This window comes from Haliscomenobacter sp. (assembly GCF_033763495.1).
In the GTDB taxonomy this organism is placed as follows: domain Bacteria; phylum Bacteroidota; class Bacteroidia; order Chitinophagales; family Saprospiraceae; genus Haliscomenobacter.
Map to the genome: position 1 here is coordinate 41,920 of NZ_JANRKL010000204.1, position 14,997 is coordinate 56,916.

12 protein-coding genes are annotated in these 14,997 nt (G+C 45.0%); 10 read left to right on the forward strand and 2 right to left on the reverse strand.

The window, feature by feature from the left end; genetic code table 11:
• The first annotated feature begins 31 nt into the window (after nucleotides 1-31).
• From nuoL to SFV55_RS23855, 10 genes are all read left to right on the forward strand, one after another.
• Nucleotides 32-1,927: an NADH-quinone oxidoreductase subunit L gene (gene nuoL / locus SFV55_RS23810; protein WP_320032070.1), complete on the forward strand. Its 1,896-nt coding sequence runs from the start codon at nucleotides 32-34 to the stop codon at nucleotides 1,925-1,927.
• An 11-nt stretch (nucleotides 1,928-1,938) separates the two neighbouring features.
• The gene (locus tag SFV55_RS23815; protein WP_320032071.1) at nucleotides 1,939-3,375 is read left to right on the forward strand and encodes an NADH-quinone oxidoreductase subunit M; all 1,437 of its coding nucleotides are present in this window, start codon (nucleotides 1,939-1,941) and stop codon (nucleotides 3,373-3,375) included.
• A 23-nt stretch (nucleotides 3,376-3,398) separates the two neighbouring features.
• Nucleotides 3,399-4,778, forward strand: coding sequence for an NADH-quinone oxidoreductase subunit N (locus SFV55_RS23820; protein WP_320032072.1), 1,380 nt, complete (start codon nucleotides 3,399-3,401; stop codon nucleotides 4,776-4,778).
• A gap of 354 nt (nucleotides 4,779-5,132) precedes the next feature.
• Entirely contained in the window at nucleotides 5,133-5,972 is an 840-nt protein-coding gene (locus tag SFV55_RS23825; RefSeq protein ID WP_320032073.1) for a MotA/TolQ/ExbB proton channel family protein, read from the forward strand.
• A gap of 87 nt (nucleotides 5,973-6,059) precedes the next feature.
• On the forward strand, nucleotides 6,060-6,722 hold the full coding sequence (locus tag SFV55_RS23830; protein WP_320032074.1) for a biopolymer transporter ExbD: 663 nt from the start codon (nucleotides 6,060-6,062) through the stop codon (nucleotides 6,720-6,722).
• 44 nt (nucleotides 6,723-6,766) lie between these two features.
• Complete coding sequence (locus tag SFV55_RS23835) at nucleotides 6,767-7,351, forward strand: biopolymer transporter ExbD (protein WP_320032075.1); 585 nt, start codon at nucleotides 6,767-6,769, stop codon at nucleotides 7,349-7,351.
• A 153-nt stretch (nucleotides 7,352-7,504) separates the two neighbouring features.
• Nucleotides 7,505-8,236 carry a TonB family protein gene (locus SFV55_RS23840; RefSeq protein ID WP_320032076.1) on the forward strand — a complete coding sequence of 244 codons (732 nt, stop codon included), beginning with the start codon at nucleotides 7,505-7,507 and terminating at the stop codon, nucleotides 8,234-8,236.
• A 98-nt stretch (nucleotides 8,237-8,334) separates the two neighbouring features.
• Complete coding sequence (locus SFV55_RS23845) at nucleotides 8,335-8,535, forward strand: DUF308 domain-containing protein (protein WP_320032077.1); 201 nt, start codon at nucleotides 8,335-8,337, stop codon at nucleotides 8,533-8,535.
• Nucleotides 8,536-8,578: 43 nt separating this feature from the next.
• Nucleotides 8,579-9,526: a substrate-binding domain-containing protein gene (locus tag SFV55_RS23850; protein WP_320032078.1), complete on the forward strand. Its 948-nt coding sequence runs from the start codon at nucleotides 8,579-8,581 to the stop codon at nucleotides 9,524-9,526.
• Nucleotides 9,527-9,561: 35 nt separating this feature from the next.
• A complete protein-coding gene (locus tag SFV55_RS23855; RefSeq protein WP_320032079.1) occupies nucleotides 9,562-11,202 on the forward strand; it encodes a hypothetical protein in 1,641 nt (546 codons plus the stop codon).
• Nucleotides 11,203-11,283: 81 nt separating this feature from the next.
• On the opposite strand, the gene SFV55_RS23860 is transcribed toward SFV55_RS23855, so the two are convergent.
• Nucleotides 11,284-13,314: a transketolase gene (locus SFV55_RS23860; protein WP_320032080.1), complete on the reverse strand. Its 2,031-nt coding sequence runs from the start codon at nucleotides 13,312-13,314 to the stop codon at nucleotides 11,284-11,286.
• Nucleotides 13,315-13,464: 150 nt separating this feature from the next.
• Nucleotides 13,465-14,994, reverse strand: a complete 1,530-nt coding sequence (locus SFV55_RS23865; RefSeq protein ID WP_320032081.1) for a VCBS repeat-containing protein — start codon at nucleotides 14,992-14,994, stop codon at nucleotides 13,465-13,467.
• Nucleotides 14,995-14,997 lie beyond the last annotated feature (3 nt).

The following is a 14,997-nucleotide window of genomic DNA, read 5'->3' on the forward strand; positions in this document are numbered from 1 at the left end:
TGGTCAACCTTTCAACTCTTCAACTTTTTTTATGGAAAACCTAATTTGGCCTATTGTCGTCTTACCCTTATTGGGGTTTATTGTACTGGGACTTGGGTCTAAAATTTTACCTAAAACCGCAGGAGGAGTATTGGCTTCACTCTTTGTGCTGATACCTTTCTTGTTATTGCTCAGCGATGCTGCTTCAGTTTTCGAACGAGGGTTGATTGAAAAAGCCTTGTTTACCTGGATCAGTTCCTCCACGCTGAATATCGAATTTGCCCATTACCTCGATCCTCTTTCCCTAATCATGATGCTGATCATTACCGGGATAGGTTCTTTGATCCACATCTATTCGATTGGGTATATGCACGACGACCCGAGGTCGAATATCTTTTTTTCCTATCTCAATCTGTTCATTTTCTTCATGTTGCTCCTGATCATCAGCAACAATTACCTGTTGTTGTTTGCAGGATGGGAAGGAGTAGGGCTTTGTTCTTATCTTTTGATTGGGTTTTGGTTCAAAGTGGATGAGTACAATGAGGCAGCCAAGAAGGCATTTGTGATGAACCGAATTGGAGACCTCGGTTTTTTGATGGGTCTGTTTTTGATGTATTACCAATTTGGTTCACTCAACTACAACGTAGTCCTTAACCCTGAGAACCTAAGCCAAGTATCTACCGAAGTCATCACAGCCATTACCTTACTGTTTATAGTAGGTGCTGCTGGAAAAAGTGCCCAGATTCCCTTGTACACCTGGTTGCCCGATGCCATGGCTGGTCCTACCCCTGTATCGGCTCTGATCCATGCTGCGACGATGGTTACTGCAGGGATTTACCTGACCATTCGTAGCCATGCCCTTTTTGACCTCGCTCCATTGAGCATGCAGGTGTTGACTGTGGTGGGATTGGTTACTTCTATTTTTGCGGCAACAATCGGCTTGAAACAAAATGACATCAAAAAGGTCCTCGCCTACTCTACCGTTTCACAGTTGGGTTTGATGTTTTTTGCACTGGGATTGGGTGCCTATGTCGCTGCTTTTTTCCACTTACTTACCCACGCGTTTTTTAAAGCCTTGTTGTTTCTGGGCGCAGGTAGTGTCATTCATGGCTTGGGTGGCGAGCAGGACATCCGCAAAATGGGTGCTTTACGCAAAGTAATGCCCATTACCTTTCTGGTGTTTTTGGTCGGTACACTGGCCATTTCCGGAATTCCACCCTTTTCCGGTTTTTTCTCCAAAGATCAAATCTTGCTGGCAGCCTATGAAAAAAGCCCCTTACTGTTTGCACTGGGAATCATAGCCTCTTTGCTGACGGTATTTTATATGTTCCGCATGTTTTTTTTGGTGTTTTATGGTAAAAGCCGGGTGGATCACGATGTGCTACACCATGCTCATGAATCACCTTTAAGCATGACGATTCCCTTGGGTGCTTTAGCTTTGCTCTCCGTGTTTGGGGGCTTGCTCAACTGGCCAAGCCTGATGGGTGGCAATACCTGGTTGCAACACAATATGGCAGGGGTTTTAGGCATCGAGGAAGGTCATGAGCATCACCATGCTGTTTCGGCCAGCACCGAATGGATGTTGATGGGGATTGTGGTTGCGCTGGTATTGGCAGTCATCGCTTTTGCTTACTCCATATATATAGGTAAAAATACCGTACCAGTTGAAGATGAGGCAGAACAAGGTTTTGGACGGATGCTCAGTCGCAAATATTTTGTAGATGAACTGTACCATACCTTGTTTGTACAACCGATTCAAATGTTATCGGAGTTTTTTGGCCGGATTGTTGATCCCAAAATTTTTGACGGGATCATCAATGGTGTGGGCCAGTCCATCACGGGTGCAGGTGCTTTATTAAAATACATCCAACAAGGCGCGGTAGGTTTGTACCTCTTCGTCTTTGCCCTGGGCATTATCCTCTTGTTGGCATTACAAATCCTGTTTTAACGAAAACGCTCATGCTGACTACACTTTTACTCTTTATACTCATTTTGGGAGGTTTTCTCCTCACGTTGATTCCGGGAACCAACAGCACACGGTGGCAGGCACTTTTTCTTTCGGTGCTCGCTGGTGCTCTGAGCGTTTACATGGCTGCGAATTTTGTGCCAACTGGAGGTGTTCAATTTGAGGCCCAAAGCAATTGGTTGCCCAGTTTGGGAATCACCTATCATGTTGGTGCTGATGGCATCAGTATGGTAATGCTTTTGTTGACCAATTTGTTGTCACCCTTGATCTTCCTATCTACAATCAAACAAGATCTGGAGAATCGTGGGTTGTTTTACGGACTGATGCTGATGATGCAAGGCGCAATGACCGGAGTTTTTGTGGCTCAAGACTTGTTCCTGTATTATATTTTCTGGGAATTGGCCCTTATTCCGGCTTACTTCCTGGTTTTGTTGTGGGGTACTGGCCAACACCGCAAGACCTCAATCAAGTTTTTTATCTACACATTACTGGGTAGCCTGTTGATGCTGGTGGCCATTATCTTTTTAAGCCAACAATGGAGCCCAGCTTCTTTTGATGTTTCCAAGGTATATGAAGTGGACCTTAGCCCGGAAGCAGCAAGTTTTGTCTTTTTGGCATTCATGTTGGCTTACGCTATCAAAATTCCACTTTTCCCTTTCCATACCTGGCAACCAGATACCTATACTGAGGCACCCACTGCAGGAACAATGTTGCTTTCGGGGATTATGCTAAAGATGGGTTTGTACAGCATTATTCGTTGGGTTTTACCAGTTGTGCCTGGTGCAGTACAAGCACATGGCCCCTGGGTGATTGCTTTGATTGTGATTGGTGCGGCTTATGCCAGTGTTATTGCCATCCAACAAAAAGACCTGAAACGTTTGTTTGCCTACTCATCCATTGCTCACGTAGGGCTGATTGCTGCGGGTATTTTGACCATGAGTAGTGAGGGCTTGACGGGTTCTATCTTACAAATGTTTGCTCACGGTGTCAATGCAATCGGTTTATTTTATGTATGTGCCATTTTGATGGACCGTACCCAGACCAATGATATTGCTTCACTGGGAGGGATTCGCAATCTTGCCCCCTGGTTTGCAACCACCTACTTTATTGTTTTGCTGGGTAGCGTGGCCTTACCTTTAACCAATGGTTTTCCAGGGGAATTTATGCTACTCTCTTCTTTGTTCAATCAAAACTGGGTTTGGAGTTTGGTCGCTGGCTCAGGGGTTATCCTCGGGGCAGTGTATATGTTTAAATCTTACCAAGGGGTGATGTTGGGGGAAACCAAAGTCAACACTTTTGCTGATTTGGACTTGTGGGAAAAACTGGTTTTGGTTCCCATTGTTATCGCGATCATTTTGATGGGTTTGTTGCCAGGTTTAATTACCCGGATTGCCCAACCCTCTATTGATCAATTGTTGCAATCACTTTGAAAACGACCCATTAAACATAAGGTATGTATCCGATCATTATACTTTCACTGGCGGGCATTTTGTCCATGTTCATTGGGGCATATAAATTAAAAAAACTGGCCCTGCCTGCCGTTTTGTTGGCTACATTGGCTGGTTTTGTTGCCAATTTTCTGCCGCAGAACTTGCAAGACGCACCTGCTTATTCAGGCATGTTAAAGTTTGACAGCTTCGCCGTCAATTTTTCCGCCGTCTTAATGGGCATTACTTTGGTCATTTTGATCCTGAGTCGCCGCTATTACCGTGACACTACTGAACACCTCGGGGATATTTATGCCTTGTTCCTGTTTTCAGTTGTAGGAGGTATGATTATGGTAGGCAGCTACAACCTGGTGATGTTCTTTGTTGGGTTGGAGATCCTGTCCATACCTTTATATATATTGGCCACTAGCGAAAGAAACAATTTACTTTCCAATGAAGCTGGATTGAAGTATTTCTTGATGGGCTCCTTTATCACCGTATTCCTGCTGCTAGGGATGGTACTGATGTATGGGATGAGCGGTAGTTTTGATTTTGGTGCCATTAGCAACTATTTAAGTAGTGTACCACAAACTGCACCCCTGGTCAAGTTGGGTGTCATGCTCATTATGATTGCCTTCATTTTTAAAATTTCAGCAGCCCCTTTCCACTTTTGGGCACCGGATGTTTATCAAGGTTCTCCTGCAGTAATCATGCTATTTATGTCTACAGTGGCAAAAACTGCTGCGTTTGGAGGTTTTCTACGTTTTTTAACCCAGGCAATTGCCCCTATCGAAGGCAACTTCACTCCATTGCTGGCGGTATTGTCTGCATTGACGATGACCATAGGTAATTTGATGGCCCTAAACCAAAATAACCTGAAACGTTTGTTGGCCTTTTCCAGCATTGCCAATGCAGGTTATGTGATGCTGGCACTGGTTGGTCTGGGCGCCAACTCCGCCTCTACCGTACTGTATTATATGTTGGTTTATTCCATTGCCAACGTGATTGCCATTGCGGTGTACCTTACGGTTAAAGAAAGTTTGGGTTCCGGGGCTGTTGACGGGCTGAAAGGTTTGTATCAAACCAAACCACTCCTAACCTTTTGCCTCGTATTGGCGATGCTTTCACTCGCTGGAATCCCGCCCTTGGCCGGGTTCATCGGCAAATACGCTGTTTTTGTAGATGCGCTCCATAACGGTTACGCTTGGTTGGTAGTGCTGGCTGCATTAAATTCGGCCATTGGTATCTTTTACTATTTTAAGGTAATGCGCACTGCATTTCAGCGTGCCGAAGAAGGTCCAGTCACAGTACCATACGTACTGGGGTATTCAACCGTTTTAGTGATCTGTACCCTAGTTTTGTTGGTGTTGGGCATTTTCCCCAATGTCGTTTTAAACGGATGGTAAGCCCCTGTTATGTTACCTGAATGTCGACCAAATAAAAAATCTTGTATTTTTTACAAATAATAAAATCTACTGTATAAAGGGCAAAATGCGGGCATTTTGCCCTTTTCTTATTGTATTTTCAACACTATCAAAACTTTACCCATCAAATTATAGCACTTGTTGTGTTTTCTTCCACGTTTAAACATCTTTATTATTGTCATAAGGTGTGCAAAGCCCTATTTTCCGGGAAATTTTATACTTGCAAAGAATTATCTTTTGTTTATCTTCACGGCTGTGAACACTTCCTTCCCACGTTTTCTATTGGTAAAACATTTGTTAACTAAAAAATAATTTTTTCTAAAATCCTGATTAGCCATGAGTAAATCGACAAAACCAGCTGCGAGTGCAGCCAAAAAAGCTGAGTCTGGACAATTCAGCCGCGTTTTCGCTTATCTTATTATTCCGATCCTGTTGGTCGTGGCCATTTTAATTTTCAACTATGTTCTGGGAGCTGCCGGTAACTTCGAGAACGGTGACCGTAATGGACACCCAAAACCAGGCAACTATCTTGGGATGATGTACAAAGGTGGTACCCTGGTACCCGTACTGATGGCCAACTTCCTTTTGGTAATTGCTGTGTTTATTGAGCGCTTTTTGACCATCACTGCTGCTAGTGGTAAAGGTTCGATTCCTTCTTTCGTAAAGAAAGTACAGTCTTTCCTTTCCAATGACAACGTAGCATCTGCAATCGCAGAGTGTGACAAGCAAAGAGGTTCTGTAGCCAATGTTGTTAAAGCTGGTTTGGGTAAATACCAGGAAATGGCAACTACAACCGAAGCTTTGGACCGCGACCAAAAAGTACTGGCTATCTCTAAGGAGATCGAGGAAGCAACTTCTCTGGAAATGCCAATGTTGGAAAGAAACCTGGTTATCCTGGCAACCATCTCTTCGATCGCAACACTGTTGGGTCTGTTGGGTACGGTAATCGGTATGATCAAGGCCTTCTCCGCTTTGGCAACTGCTGGTGCTCCTGACGCCGTTGCACTGTCTTCAGGTATCTCTGAAGCCTTGATCAACACAGCCCTGGGTATCGGTACTTCAGCCTTTGCGATCATTTTCTACAACTTCTTTACAACCCGTATCGACGGTATGACTTATGCCATCGATGAGGCCGGCTTCAGCATCGCTCAAACTTTTGCTGCTAAGCACAAGTAATTTTTTTTAAAAAAAATTGCTCTGCCACACACCACTTTGTAGCTAGCCTGCATCTAGGTAAGTAGAGCATTTTTAAAAAGAAGTATTATGGCCAAAATTAAAGTTGCTCGGAAAAGCACGGCAATTGACATGACGGCGATGTGCGATGTAGCGTTTCTTCTGTTGACCTTCTTCATTCTTACCACGAAGTTCCGTCCATCAGAAGTTGCCGAAATCAGCATCCCTGCTTCAACTGCTCAGATTCCGGTGCCAGACAATAACATTTTGCTGATTCAGGTAAACAAAGAGGGACAGGTTTACATGGGGGTTGATGATCAAAACACCCGTAACCGAGCCCTTCCCAAAATTCAGTCTGAGTTTGGGGTACAGTTTACCGAAGCACAAGCAAAAGTTTTCAGACTGCTGGATGCCTTCGGGTTACCCATCAGTCAGCTTCCTGGCTTGCTCTCCATGGAAAGCAATGACAGGGCGAAAGCCAAGCAGGCGGGGCTCTCTTTGGAGGTGGTTCCACCAAACCAAAGTGAATTCATGCGGCTAGTGGAAATTTACCGCTTTGCCAATGAGGAACAACGAATTGAAGATGGACGTCCACCTGAAGATCGTATGAAAATTGCGATCAAAGCGGACAAAGAAGCTGATTATGAAATTGTAAACGAAGTAATCGCTCAGCTTCAATTCAAAAAGATCAACAAATTCAACTTGATTACTTCCTCTCGTGGCGCTGGTGATTCCGGTGAAGCAAAGGAATAAATCGAAGGTAACCTAATTTATAAGTCCATAAAAGCGCTACAGCCATGGCAGAAATGAACATCCCTGAAAAGGGTGGGAAAGGCGGAAAAAAGCGATCTAAAAAGCAGTCAACCCGTGTGGATTTGACTGCGATGGTTGACTTGGGGTTCCTTCTGATTACTTTCTTCATGTTGGCTACAACTTTCAGCAAGCCTAAGGCAATGGAAGTAAACAAGCCTGCTAAGGAAGAAGACCAAAAGGTAGAAGAGAAGCCAATCAAGCAATCAAAAACCTACGCCATCGTTTTGGGCAAACGCGACATGGTATATTGCTATGTGGGTGCCGACGATGATCCGAGTGTAAAAGTGGACAGTGTTACTTTTTCTCGTTCTGGATTGCGTTCGATGATTGTAGATCGTCAAAAAGCAGTACAAGAACAGTGGGGTAACAAGGACGAATTGTTCGTGATGATCAAACCACTTCCTGAGTCGAAATACCGCAACATGGTAGACATTCTGGATGAAATGGCCATAACCGGTGTAAAACGTTACGCCATTATTGACGAATTCAATCCAATTGACTCCCTGATTGCTGTTCAATCTGGAAACCGTTTGCGTCCCAAAAAAGGGTTTACATCCCTTGAAAAATAAGTAACTCATTCCTTAAATGATTCTTTCATGAACCAAGACAATGCAACTGGATTTGTCGGTGATATCATGAAGGCGGATTTGGATGACCTGATCTTCCAATACCGGAACAGGAGTTATGGCGCGTATCAATTGCGTAAGGCATACCATAGACGTATGACACGCGCAACCATACTGGCTATACTCTTCTTTGCTCTTGCAGCAACACTTCCGAGTATTATTTCGGCCATCAAAAGCAGTATTCCTGAAGACGAAACGTTAAACGTCGAGGTACAGCTTACGGAACCGCCATCACTCGATAAAAAGAGTGAGCCACCACCGCCACCACCACCACCGCCGCCACCACCAGCTAGACCAACCATTGCCTTTACTATTCCGGTAGTAAAAAAGGATGAGGAAGTTGCGGAAGAAGTACCACCACCGATGGTAGAGGACCTCAAGGACAAAGAAATTGGGGTAAAAGACATCGAAGGTAGTAATGATGCTCCACTGGAAGGTACCAATGACTTGGATATTCCAGAAGCGGCACCTGAAGTGGTTAAGCAAGAAGAAAAAGCACCACCACCCACCCAAGAGGTGTTCAAAGTGGTAGAACAGATGCCTTCTTTCCCTGATGGCCAGGCCGCTTTGCTTCGTTATCTTGCCCAAAACATCGAATATCCAACCATTGCGAAGGAGAACGGTGTAGAAGGGATGGTAGTTGTGCAATTCGTAGTAGAACGGGATGGTTCTATTGCTGGTGCTCAGGTAGTCAAAGGTATTGGAGCAGGTTGCGATGAGGAAGCCTTGCGCGTTGTGCGCGGCATGCCTAAATGGCAACCAGGTAAACAACGCGGACAACCTGTTCGGGTTCAGTTTAACCTGCCAATCCGCTTCAAACTTGAGTAAATCAAGGTGTTGAAAAGTTAAAGGTTGAAGAGTTGAAGAGTTAAACGACTCTTCAACTCTAACTTTTCAACTCTGAACTTTTCAACCCGACAACAAAAATGAACCTTCTTCGTATTGCGTTTTTGTCATTGTTTGGACTAGCCTATATCCTCGCCGGCGTATTTGTCCTCAAAACAAAACCTATTAGTCCTTTTGCTGTGAACACCTTGCTCGGTGTAATCTTTGTGGCGTATGGTGTTTTCCGCATTGTAAGGCAGTTTTTTACATCCAAAGAATCTGAGGAAAAAGATGATGCTTGATCTTTCAGCTTATAATATCTCGATCATCGTGAAATCACTATCTATGCGTTGGTTTGTCATTGTTTCCCTTGCTTTATTCGTTTCCTTTGGATGTAGCAACCAAGGTAATTCGCCTGAAGATGGCGCTACCTTTGGTAAAATTCGTATCCTAGCCGATGAAAGCCTGTTTCCCCTGGTTATTGCAGAGGAAGAAATGTTTGAACACAACTATAATCGAGCTCAGCTAGACATAAAGTACTTGCCAGGAATCCAGGCGATGAACGAATTCCTTAAAGATACTGCCCGCACCATAATCAGTGCACGATCACTAACCCCTGAAGAAATTGCCTATTTGAAAAAACTGGATTCCAGGCCCATTACCAACCAAATTGCTACTGATGCGGTGGCATTTATGGTTCATCCCAATAACCCTGATACAGCGCTGACTTGTGAAAGTATTCTTAAAGTTTTGAAAGGTGATGTTACATCATGGGACCAATTGAGTCCAAATAATCGAAGTGGAAACATCAATCTGGTGTTTGACAATCAAAATTCCAGCACGGTTCAATTCGTCATGGATATGATCAAACTCAAAAAACTACCAGCAAACGCCTACGCTTTGAAAGATAATCCTTCCGTGGTGGAATATGTGGCCAAACATCCCGGCGCACTGGGAATCATTGGCTACAGTTGGATCAGCGATTATGATGATCCACTGGGTAAGAAGTTGCGGTCGGAGGCCAAATTGATGGCTGTATCCGTTTGTGAAGGAGACAATGCGGCTAAACCTTATAAGCCTTACGCAGCAAACATGATTGATAAATTGTATCCCTTTCGCCGGGATATTTTCATCATTACGCGGGAAGGTCGTTCAGGGTTAGGTACTGGTTTTGCGTCGTTTATTGCAAGCGATATCGGACAACGTATCATCCAAAAAGCAGGCATTCCACCTTATTACAAGCTGGAATACAACATTGAATTGAGGTCGGAACCATTTAAATTAGAAAAATAAGCAAGTAATTGCAAACCATTCAAAATTCATCGGCAATGAAGAAACTTGTGTTGTGGTCTGTATTCATTTTGGTTTCGCAAGGAGCATTTGCGCAAACCGTGGCGGAAATCCAAAAGATGATGTCTGATGAAAACATCTCCGGTGCCCGCAAAATGGCCAGAGAATTGATCAAAAAGGAGCCAACCAATGGTGATGGTTATTACTATTTGGCAGAAACCTTTTACTTTGACGAGGCTCAAGACTCGGCAGCCTTTTGGTACAATAAAGGCGTGGCTTTAGCACCAGAATCTCCAGCACCCCACATTGGTGTTGGGAAAATTGCTTTGGATAAGGGCTTGGTACAAGATGCTGAAAAATCATTTGGACGCGCCTTGCGCTTTGTCAAGAAAAAGCCTGCTGAAGCCTATGCCTTGATTGGCAGCGCTTACCTGACTTGCCAAAAGCCCAATTCTGGAAAAGCTTTGGAAAACTTTACACTTGCTCGTGACAATGACACCAAAAACCCACGCTACTTTATGTTGCTTGGTGATGCATTGGTAGCTGCGGACAAGATTGGTGAAGCGCAAACCAACTATACTTTTGCCTCTGAAAAGGACAAAGAAAACCCTGAAATCCTGATGAAAATCGCTCGTACTTACCTCAAGAGCGGGATTCAGGATGTTGGTCAAAAGAACCTGGAAGACATCATCGCCAAGTTTCCGAGCTACGCTCCTGCGTACAAGGACCTTTACGAGATTTATTTTGGGAAACAGCTTTATACCAAAGGTACGCCCCTGCTTTCCAAATATGTAGAACTGGTGGGTAGTGATATTGACGCTCGTGCTCGTTTGGTAAGATTTTTGACTGCACTGGCGAAAGACTACGACCGTGGTGCCACCGAAGCCAAAACGGTACTGGAGCAAGATCCAACCCGGGTAGAAATGTACCGTTGGTTGGCTTGGACAGGGTACGAAAAAGGGGCCAAAAATACCAACAAGGACGAGGCAATGGCCATGTTCAAAGAATCATTTGAAGCTTCTAAAATGTTCTTTGAAAAGGATCCTGGTCGCAAAAAAGTCTCCAGTGATTATGAGTATTATGCCAAAGCTGCCATAAAAGTCGGAGAATTGGATATTGCAGCCCAAAATTTCTACAAAGTCATTGAGCTGGACAGCACCAAAACCGATTTCTACGATGTAATTGGCAAAATGTATTTTGATGCCAAGAAGTTCCAGGAAGCGCTGAACGCTTACTCTACCAAAATCACCAAGGTAGCTCCCAACAACCAGGATTTCTTCTACATTGGCACCTGTCAAATGCAGTTGAAGAACTTCGCACTGGCCGATTCTGCTTACCGCAAGGTGAATGAACTGAATCCAACCTATGCAGCAGGCTGGTACACCCGTGCGCGGATCAACGTGAACCTGGATCTTGAAAACGAGAAAAAAACCATGGCCAAGCCATACTATGAAAAATACCTGGAATTGATGGCTCCATCTTTGGAGAATCCAGACCAGCGTACCAAGGCAACCCTGATGACTGCGCTGGGTTATTTGGGAGAATACCACGCCAAGTATGCTGATCCAGCAGATTACCCCAAAGCGTTGGAGTATTTTGAAAAGATCGCAGTGCTTGATCCAACCAATGAAAGTGTCAAATCGACCATCAACAATATCAAAGAAGCGATGAAGAAATAAGGGTTCTTCAAAGCGAAAAAAAGAGAAGGGTTCTGGAAATGCATTTCCAGAACCCTTTCTTTTTGCTGTTTGCGTTTGTTTTTATCCCAGTAAGGAAACTACCTGAGCAACAACGTTATCTGCGGTAAAGCCAAATTTTTCATCCAACACCTTGTACGGTGCAGAATATCCAAAATGGCTCAAGCCCCAAACCTTACCCCGGGTACCCACCAGCCCACGCAGGGTAACTGGCAAACCAGCAGTAAGCCCAAAAGTGGGTACATTTGAAGGCAATACCGTTTCTTGATAGTCTACTGTTTGAGTGCGGAACAGTCCTTCAGAAGGTGCAGAAACAATGCGTACTTTCAAACCTTTTTCTTCACTCAATATCTTGGCTCCAGCAACCAGGGTGGCTACTTCAGAACCATTGGCTACCAAAATCACATCCGGTGTACCCGCACAATTTTGCACGATATAAGCACCGCGTTCAGCCTGGCTAGCCTCGGCAAAACGGCTGGATGCCGCGGGCAGGTCATTGATGTTCTGGCGGGACAAGATCAAACCAGAGGGCGAATCCTGATTTTCCAGGGCCAATTTCCAGCAGATGGTGGTTTCATGGCTATCGGCAGGCCGCAAGGCCAACACGCCATTTTTGCCCGAGTGGTTTTTCAATTGCTCCAACAAACGCAATTGTGCTTCCTGCTCGATTGGCTGGTGCGTAGGCCCGTCCTCCCCTACCCGGAAAGCATCGTGGGTCCATACAAAAATCACCTGCTTTTCCATCAGGGCGGCTACCCGAATCGCAGGCTTCATGTAGTCCGAAAAAGCAAAAAAAGTTGCACATACCGGAATCACTCCACCGTGCAAAGACATACCGATCGACAAGGCAGCCATGGTCAACTCGGCGACCCCGGCCTGCAGGAATGAACCCGAAAAATCACCTTTGGTAAACGCGGTGGTTTTTTTCAGGAAGCTATCTGTTTTGTCAGAGTTGCTCAAGTCTGCTGAGGCCACAATGAGGTTTTCTACCTTTCCGGCCAGGTAAGCCAATACATTACCGGATGCGTTACGGGTAGCGTCATTTTCTTTTTGGGCAATTTCACCCCAGTTGATTTCTGGTAATTTTCCACTCAACCAGGTAGAAAGTTTAGCCGCTTGGGCAGGATTAGCTTGCTCCCAGCTTGCAAATTTTGCCTTACGCTCCGCTGCCGCTTTGCGCTTTTGGTCCAAAATGCCCGCATAGTATTCGGCTACATCAGGGAAAATCTGGAAAGGATTGTTGGGGTCACCACCCAACCCTTCAATGGTTTTGGTAAAAGAGGCTTTGGATTGCCCCAGGGGTTTACCGTGCAATTCCACTTCACCTTCAAATGCCGAACCATCTTCTTTTTTCACCCCTTTACCCATAATGGTTTTGCCGATGATCAGCGAAGGGCGATCGGTTTCGGCAATGGCAGCCTTGATCGCAGCGCGCAAAGCGTCGTGATCGTTGCCAACCACGGTTTGTACATGCCAATGCCAGGATTCGTATTTTTTGGCGGTATCTTCATTGGTTACTGCATCCACTTCCGTGGAGAGTTGAATGTCATTGGCGTCGTAAAACATCACAATATTGCCCAAACCAAGAAAACCAGCAATGCGGCCAGCGCCTTGCGAAATTTCCTCCTGGACTCCGCCGTCCGAAATGTAGATGTAAGTTTTATGTGCTACTTCTTCTCCAAAACGTTGAGCCAGGAAACGCTCAGCAATGGCCGCGCCAATACCAAAGGCATGTCCCAAACCCAATGGTCCGGAGGTATTTTCAATCCCCCGTTCAACGTCTACTTCCGGGTGTCCGGGAGTTGGACTTCCCCACTGGCGAAAATTGCTGATTTCCTCCAGGGTAAAGTTGCCCAACAAGGCTTGTTGCCCGTATAACATGGCTGACATGTGCCCGGCATCTAGAAAAAACCGGTCGCGCAGGGGCCAGTGCATGTCACTTGGATCGTATTCCAAAAACTCGGAATAAAGAATATGGGTAAAATCAGCACCACCCATGGGGCCACCAGGGTGACCAGACTGTGCTTTTTCCACCATCGCAGCCGACAGGATACGAATGTTGTCGGCAGCCCGCAGAGAAAGGTTATTTGCCATAACTTTAATTGATAGCAGTTTGTGTGTTAATTGTTTGTTTATTAAAAAGAATCGGCCAAAGATAAGCAACGTGTTTGGAAAAAACAGGAAAAGGAAAGCGATTTTGCGCCCTGGCCAAGAACACAGAAAAATTAAGTTCCCAAATTTTTGTTATTTAAGTTGGTTCTTGAAGAGCAAAACCCCAATCCCATGCTGTTTCCAATCCTGGCGCAGAGGTTTTGGCACTGTATTATTGATGCTGCATGCCCCCAGAATGATATCGCAGTCGCCATCCTGATCCACATCGCCTTTATCCATCAGCAACCAATTGGCTTTGTCTCCCAGGGGAAAGGCCTGCGCTTTGAATTTCAGATTTCCCTGGTTCCTAAATACGACAAAACCGCCCAGTGGTTTTTGTGCATAATCGGGGAAATAGGAAGTACAAGCCAAATCAAGGTTGCCATCCTGGTCAAAATCTTCTGCCAGTACTTTTCCTGCCCCATGCATTGGCAAAAATTTCTTTTCCACAAAATATTGGTCGCCCTGATTCAGTAAAATGCGAATTCCATGGTAGCCTTTCAAAGCATAGCTGTAATCATAATTGTCCCCAGCCGAGTGGATGAGGTCAAGTTTTCCATCCTGATTCATGTCGGCAATCTCCAAGTAGCTGGATCCGTAGATGGGTAAAAAACGAGCTAGCAATCGAGGATCAAATACTCCTTTCCCAAGGTTTTTGAACCAAATTATCTTTTCGTCACCCTGACTGAGGAGTGCGACGATGTCTTGTTTGCCATCCTGGTCCAGATCAACTACATGAGCCACCCGGGCACCCGGGCCATTAAAAAGCTGGTATATTTTACTTTTTCCATCCGGGCTTGTTTCATGCCAACTCAAAGCACCAGTGTAATGCCCAAATTCACTAATGGCAAAAGCTTCACCCTTGTCCTCCTTTTTGTCAAAAGAGGCAAACTGCACGGGGCGATTCAGTGAATTCACCAAAGTGCGCAGGACTTTCCAACGCCCTGCTTTTTTTCCAATTTCGATTAGAGCACCCGAGTAGGCATCATTGGGGTCCATTTTTCCCATCAACAACAATTGAAGTTGGCCATTTTGAGTGATGTCGATATCACTGGCTGAGGATGGAGTGAACAAAGAATCCTGAAGTTCCTGTTTGGGCCCATTGAACAAATACAGCTTCCCTTCCCGCTGCCCTGCAACGAGGATGTTCTGCGCCGGAAAATATTTCACCAAGGAAAAATTGGGGTTTTCCCCTGGGGATTGCCACAAAATTTGTGGTTTGAATTGTTGGCTGTCTAGCATTATGGGTGAAGCGCCCTGAGAAGGTTCTATTTTTTCAGGAGCATTTTTGAGGTAATAGGCTACAATTTTGCTCCAATCTTTTTTGCTGATCATTGGTTTCAGGGGCAAACCACCTTTTTCCAGAATGGTCTGGTATTCCTCCATATTTAACTCCTTAAAGTCCGGATCGGCGACCCCCATCCGGATGGCCATTTGGGGTAAAACCCCCATTTCCCAACCCTTTTTGTCCACCAGGTCGGGCTTCGGAAACAAATGGCATGCCCCACAGTACAATTCTGCAAGTTTTTGTTCCTGGTCTTTTTGATCACAAGCGGTATTGGTCCAAACCAAAACAAGAAAACCAACAAATACTACAATTGAAAAGGTATTAAGCTTAGTCAACGT

What these genes read in the sequence shown, in the direction of transcription:
- SFV55_RS23830 (WP_320032074.1), top strand. Translation starts at nt 6,060, where the DNA reads ATGGCCAAAATTAAAGTTGCTCGGAAAAGCACGGCAATTGACATGACG.
- SFV55_RS23825 (WP_320032073.1), top strand. Translation starts at nt 5,133, where the DNA reads ATGAGTAAATCGACAAAACCAGCTGCGAGTGCAGCCAAAAAAGCTGAG.
- SFV55_RS23820 (WP_320032072.1), top strand. Translation starts at nt 3,399, where the DNA reads ATGTATCCGATCATTATACTTTCACTGGCGGGCATTTTGTCCATGTTC.
- SFV55_RS23840 (WP_320032076.1), top strand. Translation starts at nt 7,505, where the DNA reads ATGACACGCGCAACCATACTGGCTATACTCTTCTTTGCTCTTGCAGCA.
- nuoL (WP_320032070.1), top strand. Translation starts at nt 32, where the DNA reads ATGGAAAACCTAATTTGGCCTATTGTCGTCTTACCCTTATTGGGGTTT.
- SFV55_RS23860 (WP_320032080.1), bottom strand. Translation starts at nt 13,314, where the DNA reads ATGGCAAATAACCTTTCTCTGCGGGCTGCCGACAACATTCGTATCCTG.
- SFV55_RS23855 (WP_320032079.1), top strand. Translation starts at nt 9,562, where the DNA reads ATGAAGAAACTTGTGTTGTGGTCTGTATTCATTTTGGTTTCGCAAGGA.
- SFV55_RS23850 (WP_320032078.1), top strand. Translation starts at nt 8,579, where the DNA reads ATGCGTTGGTTTGTCATTGTTTCCCTTGCTTTATTCGTTTCCTTTGGA.
- SFV55_RS23845 (WP_320032077.1), top strand. Translation starts at nt 8,335, where the DNA reads ATGAACCTTCTTCGTATTGCGTTTTTGTCATTGTTTGGACTAGCCTAT.
- SFV55_RS23835 (WP_320032075.1), top strand. Translation starts at nt 6,767, where the DNA reads ATGGCAGAAATGAACATCCCTGAAAAGGGTGGGAAAGGCGGAAAAAAG.
- SFV55_RS23815 (WP_320032071.1), top strand. Translation starts at nt 1,939, where the DNA reads ATGCTGACTACACTTTTACTCTTTATACTCATTTTGGGAGGTTTTCTC.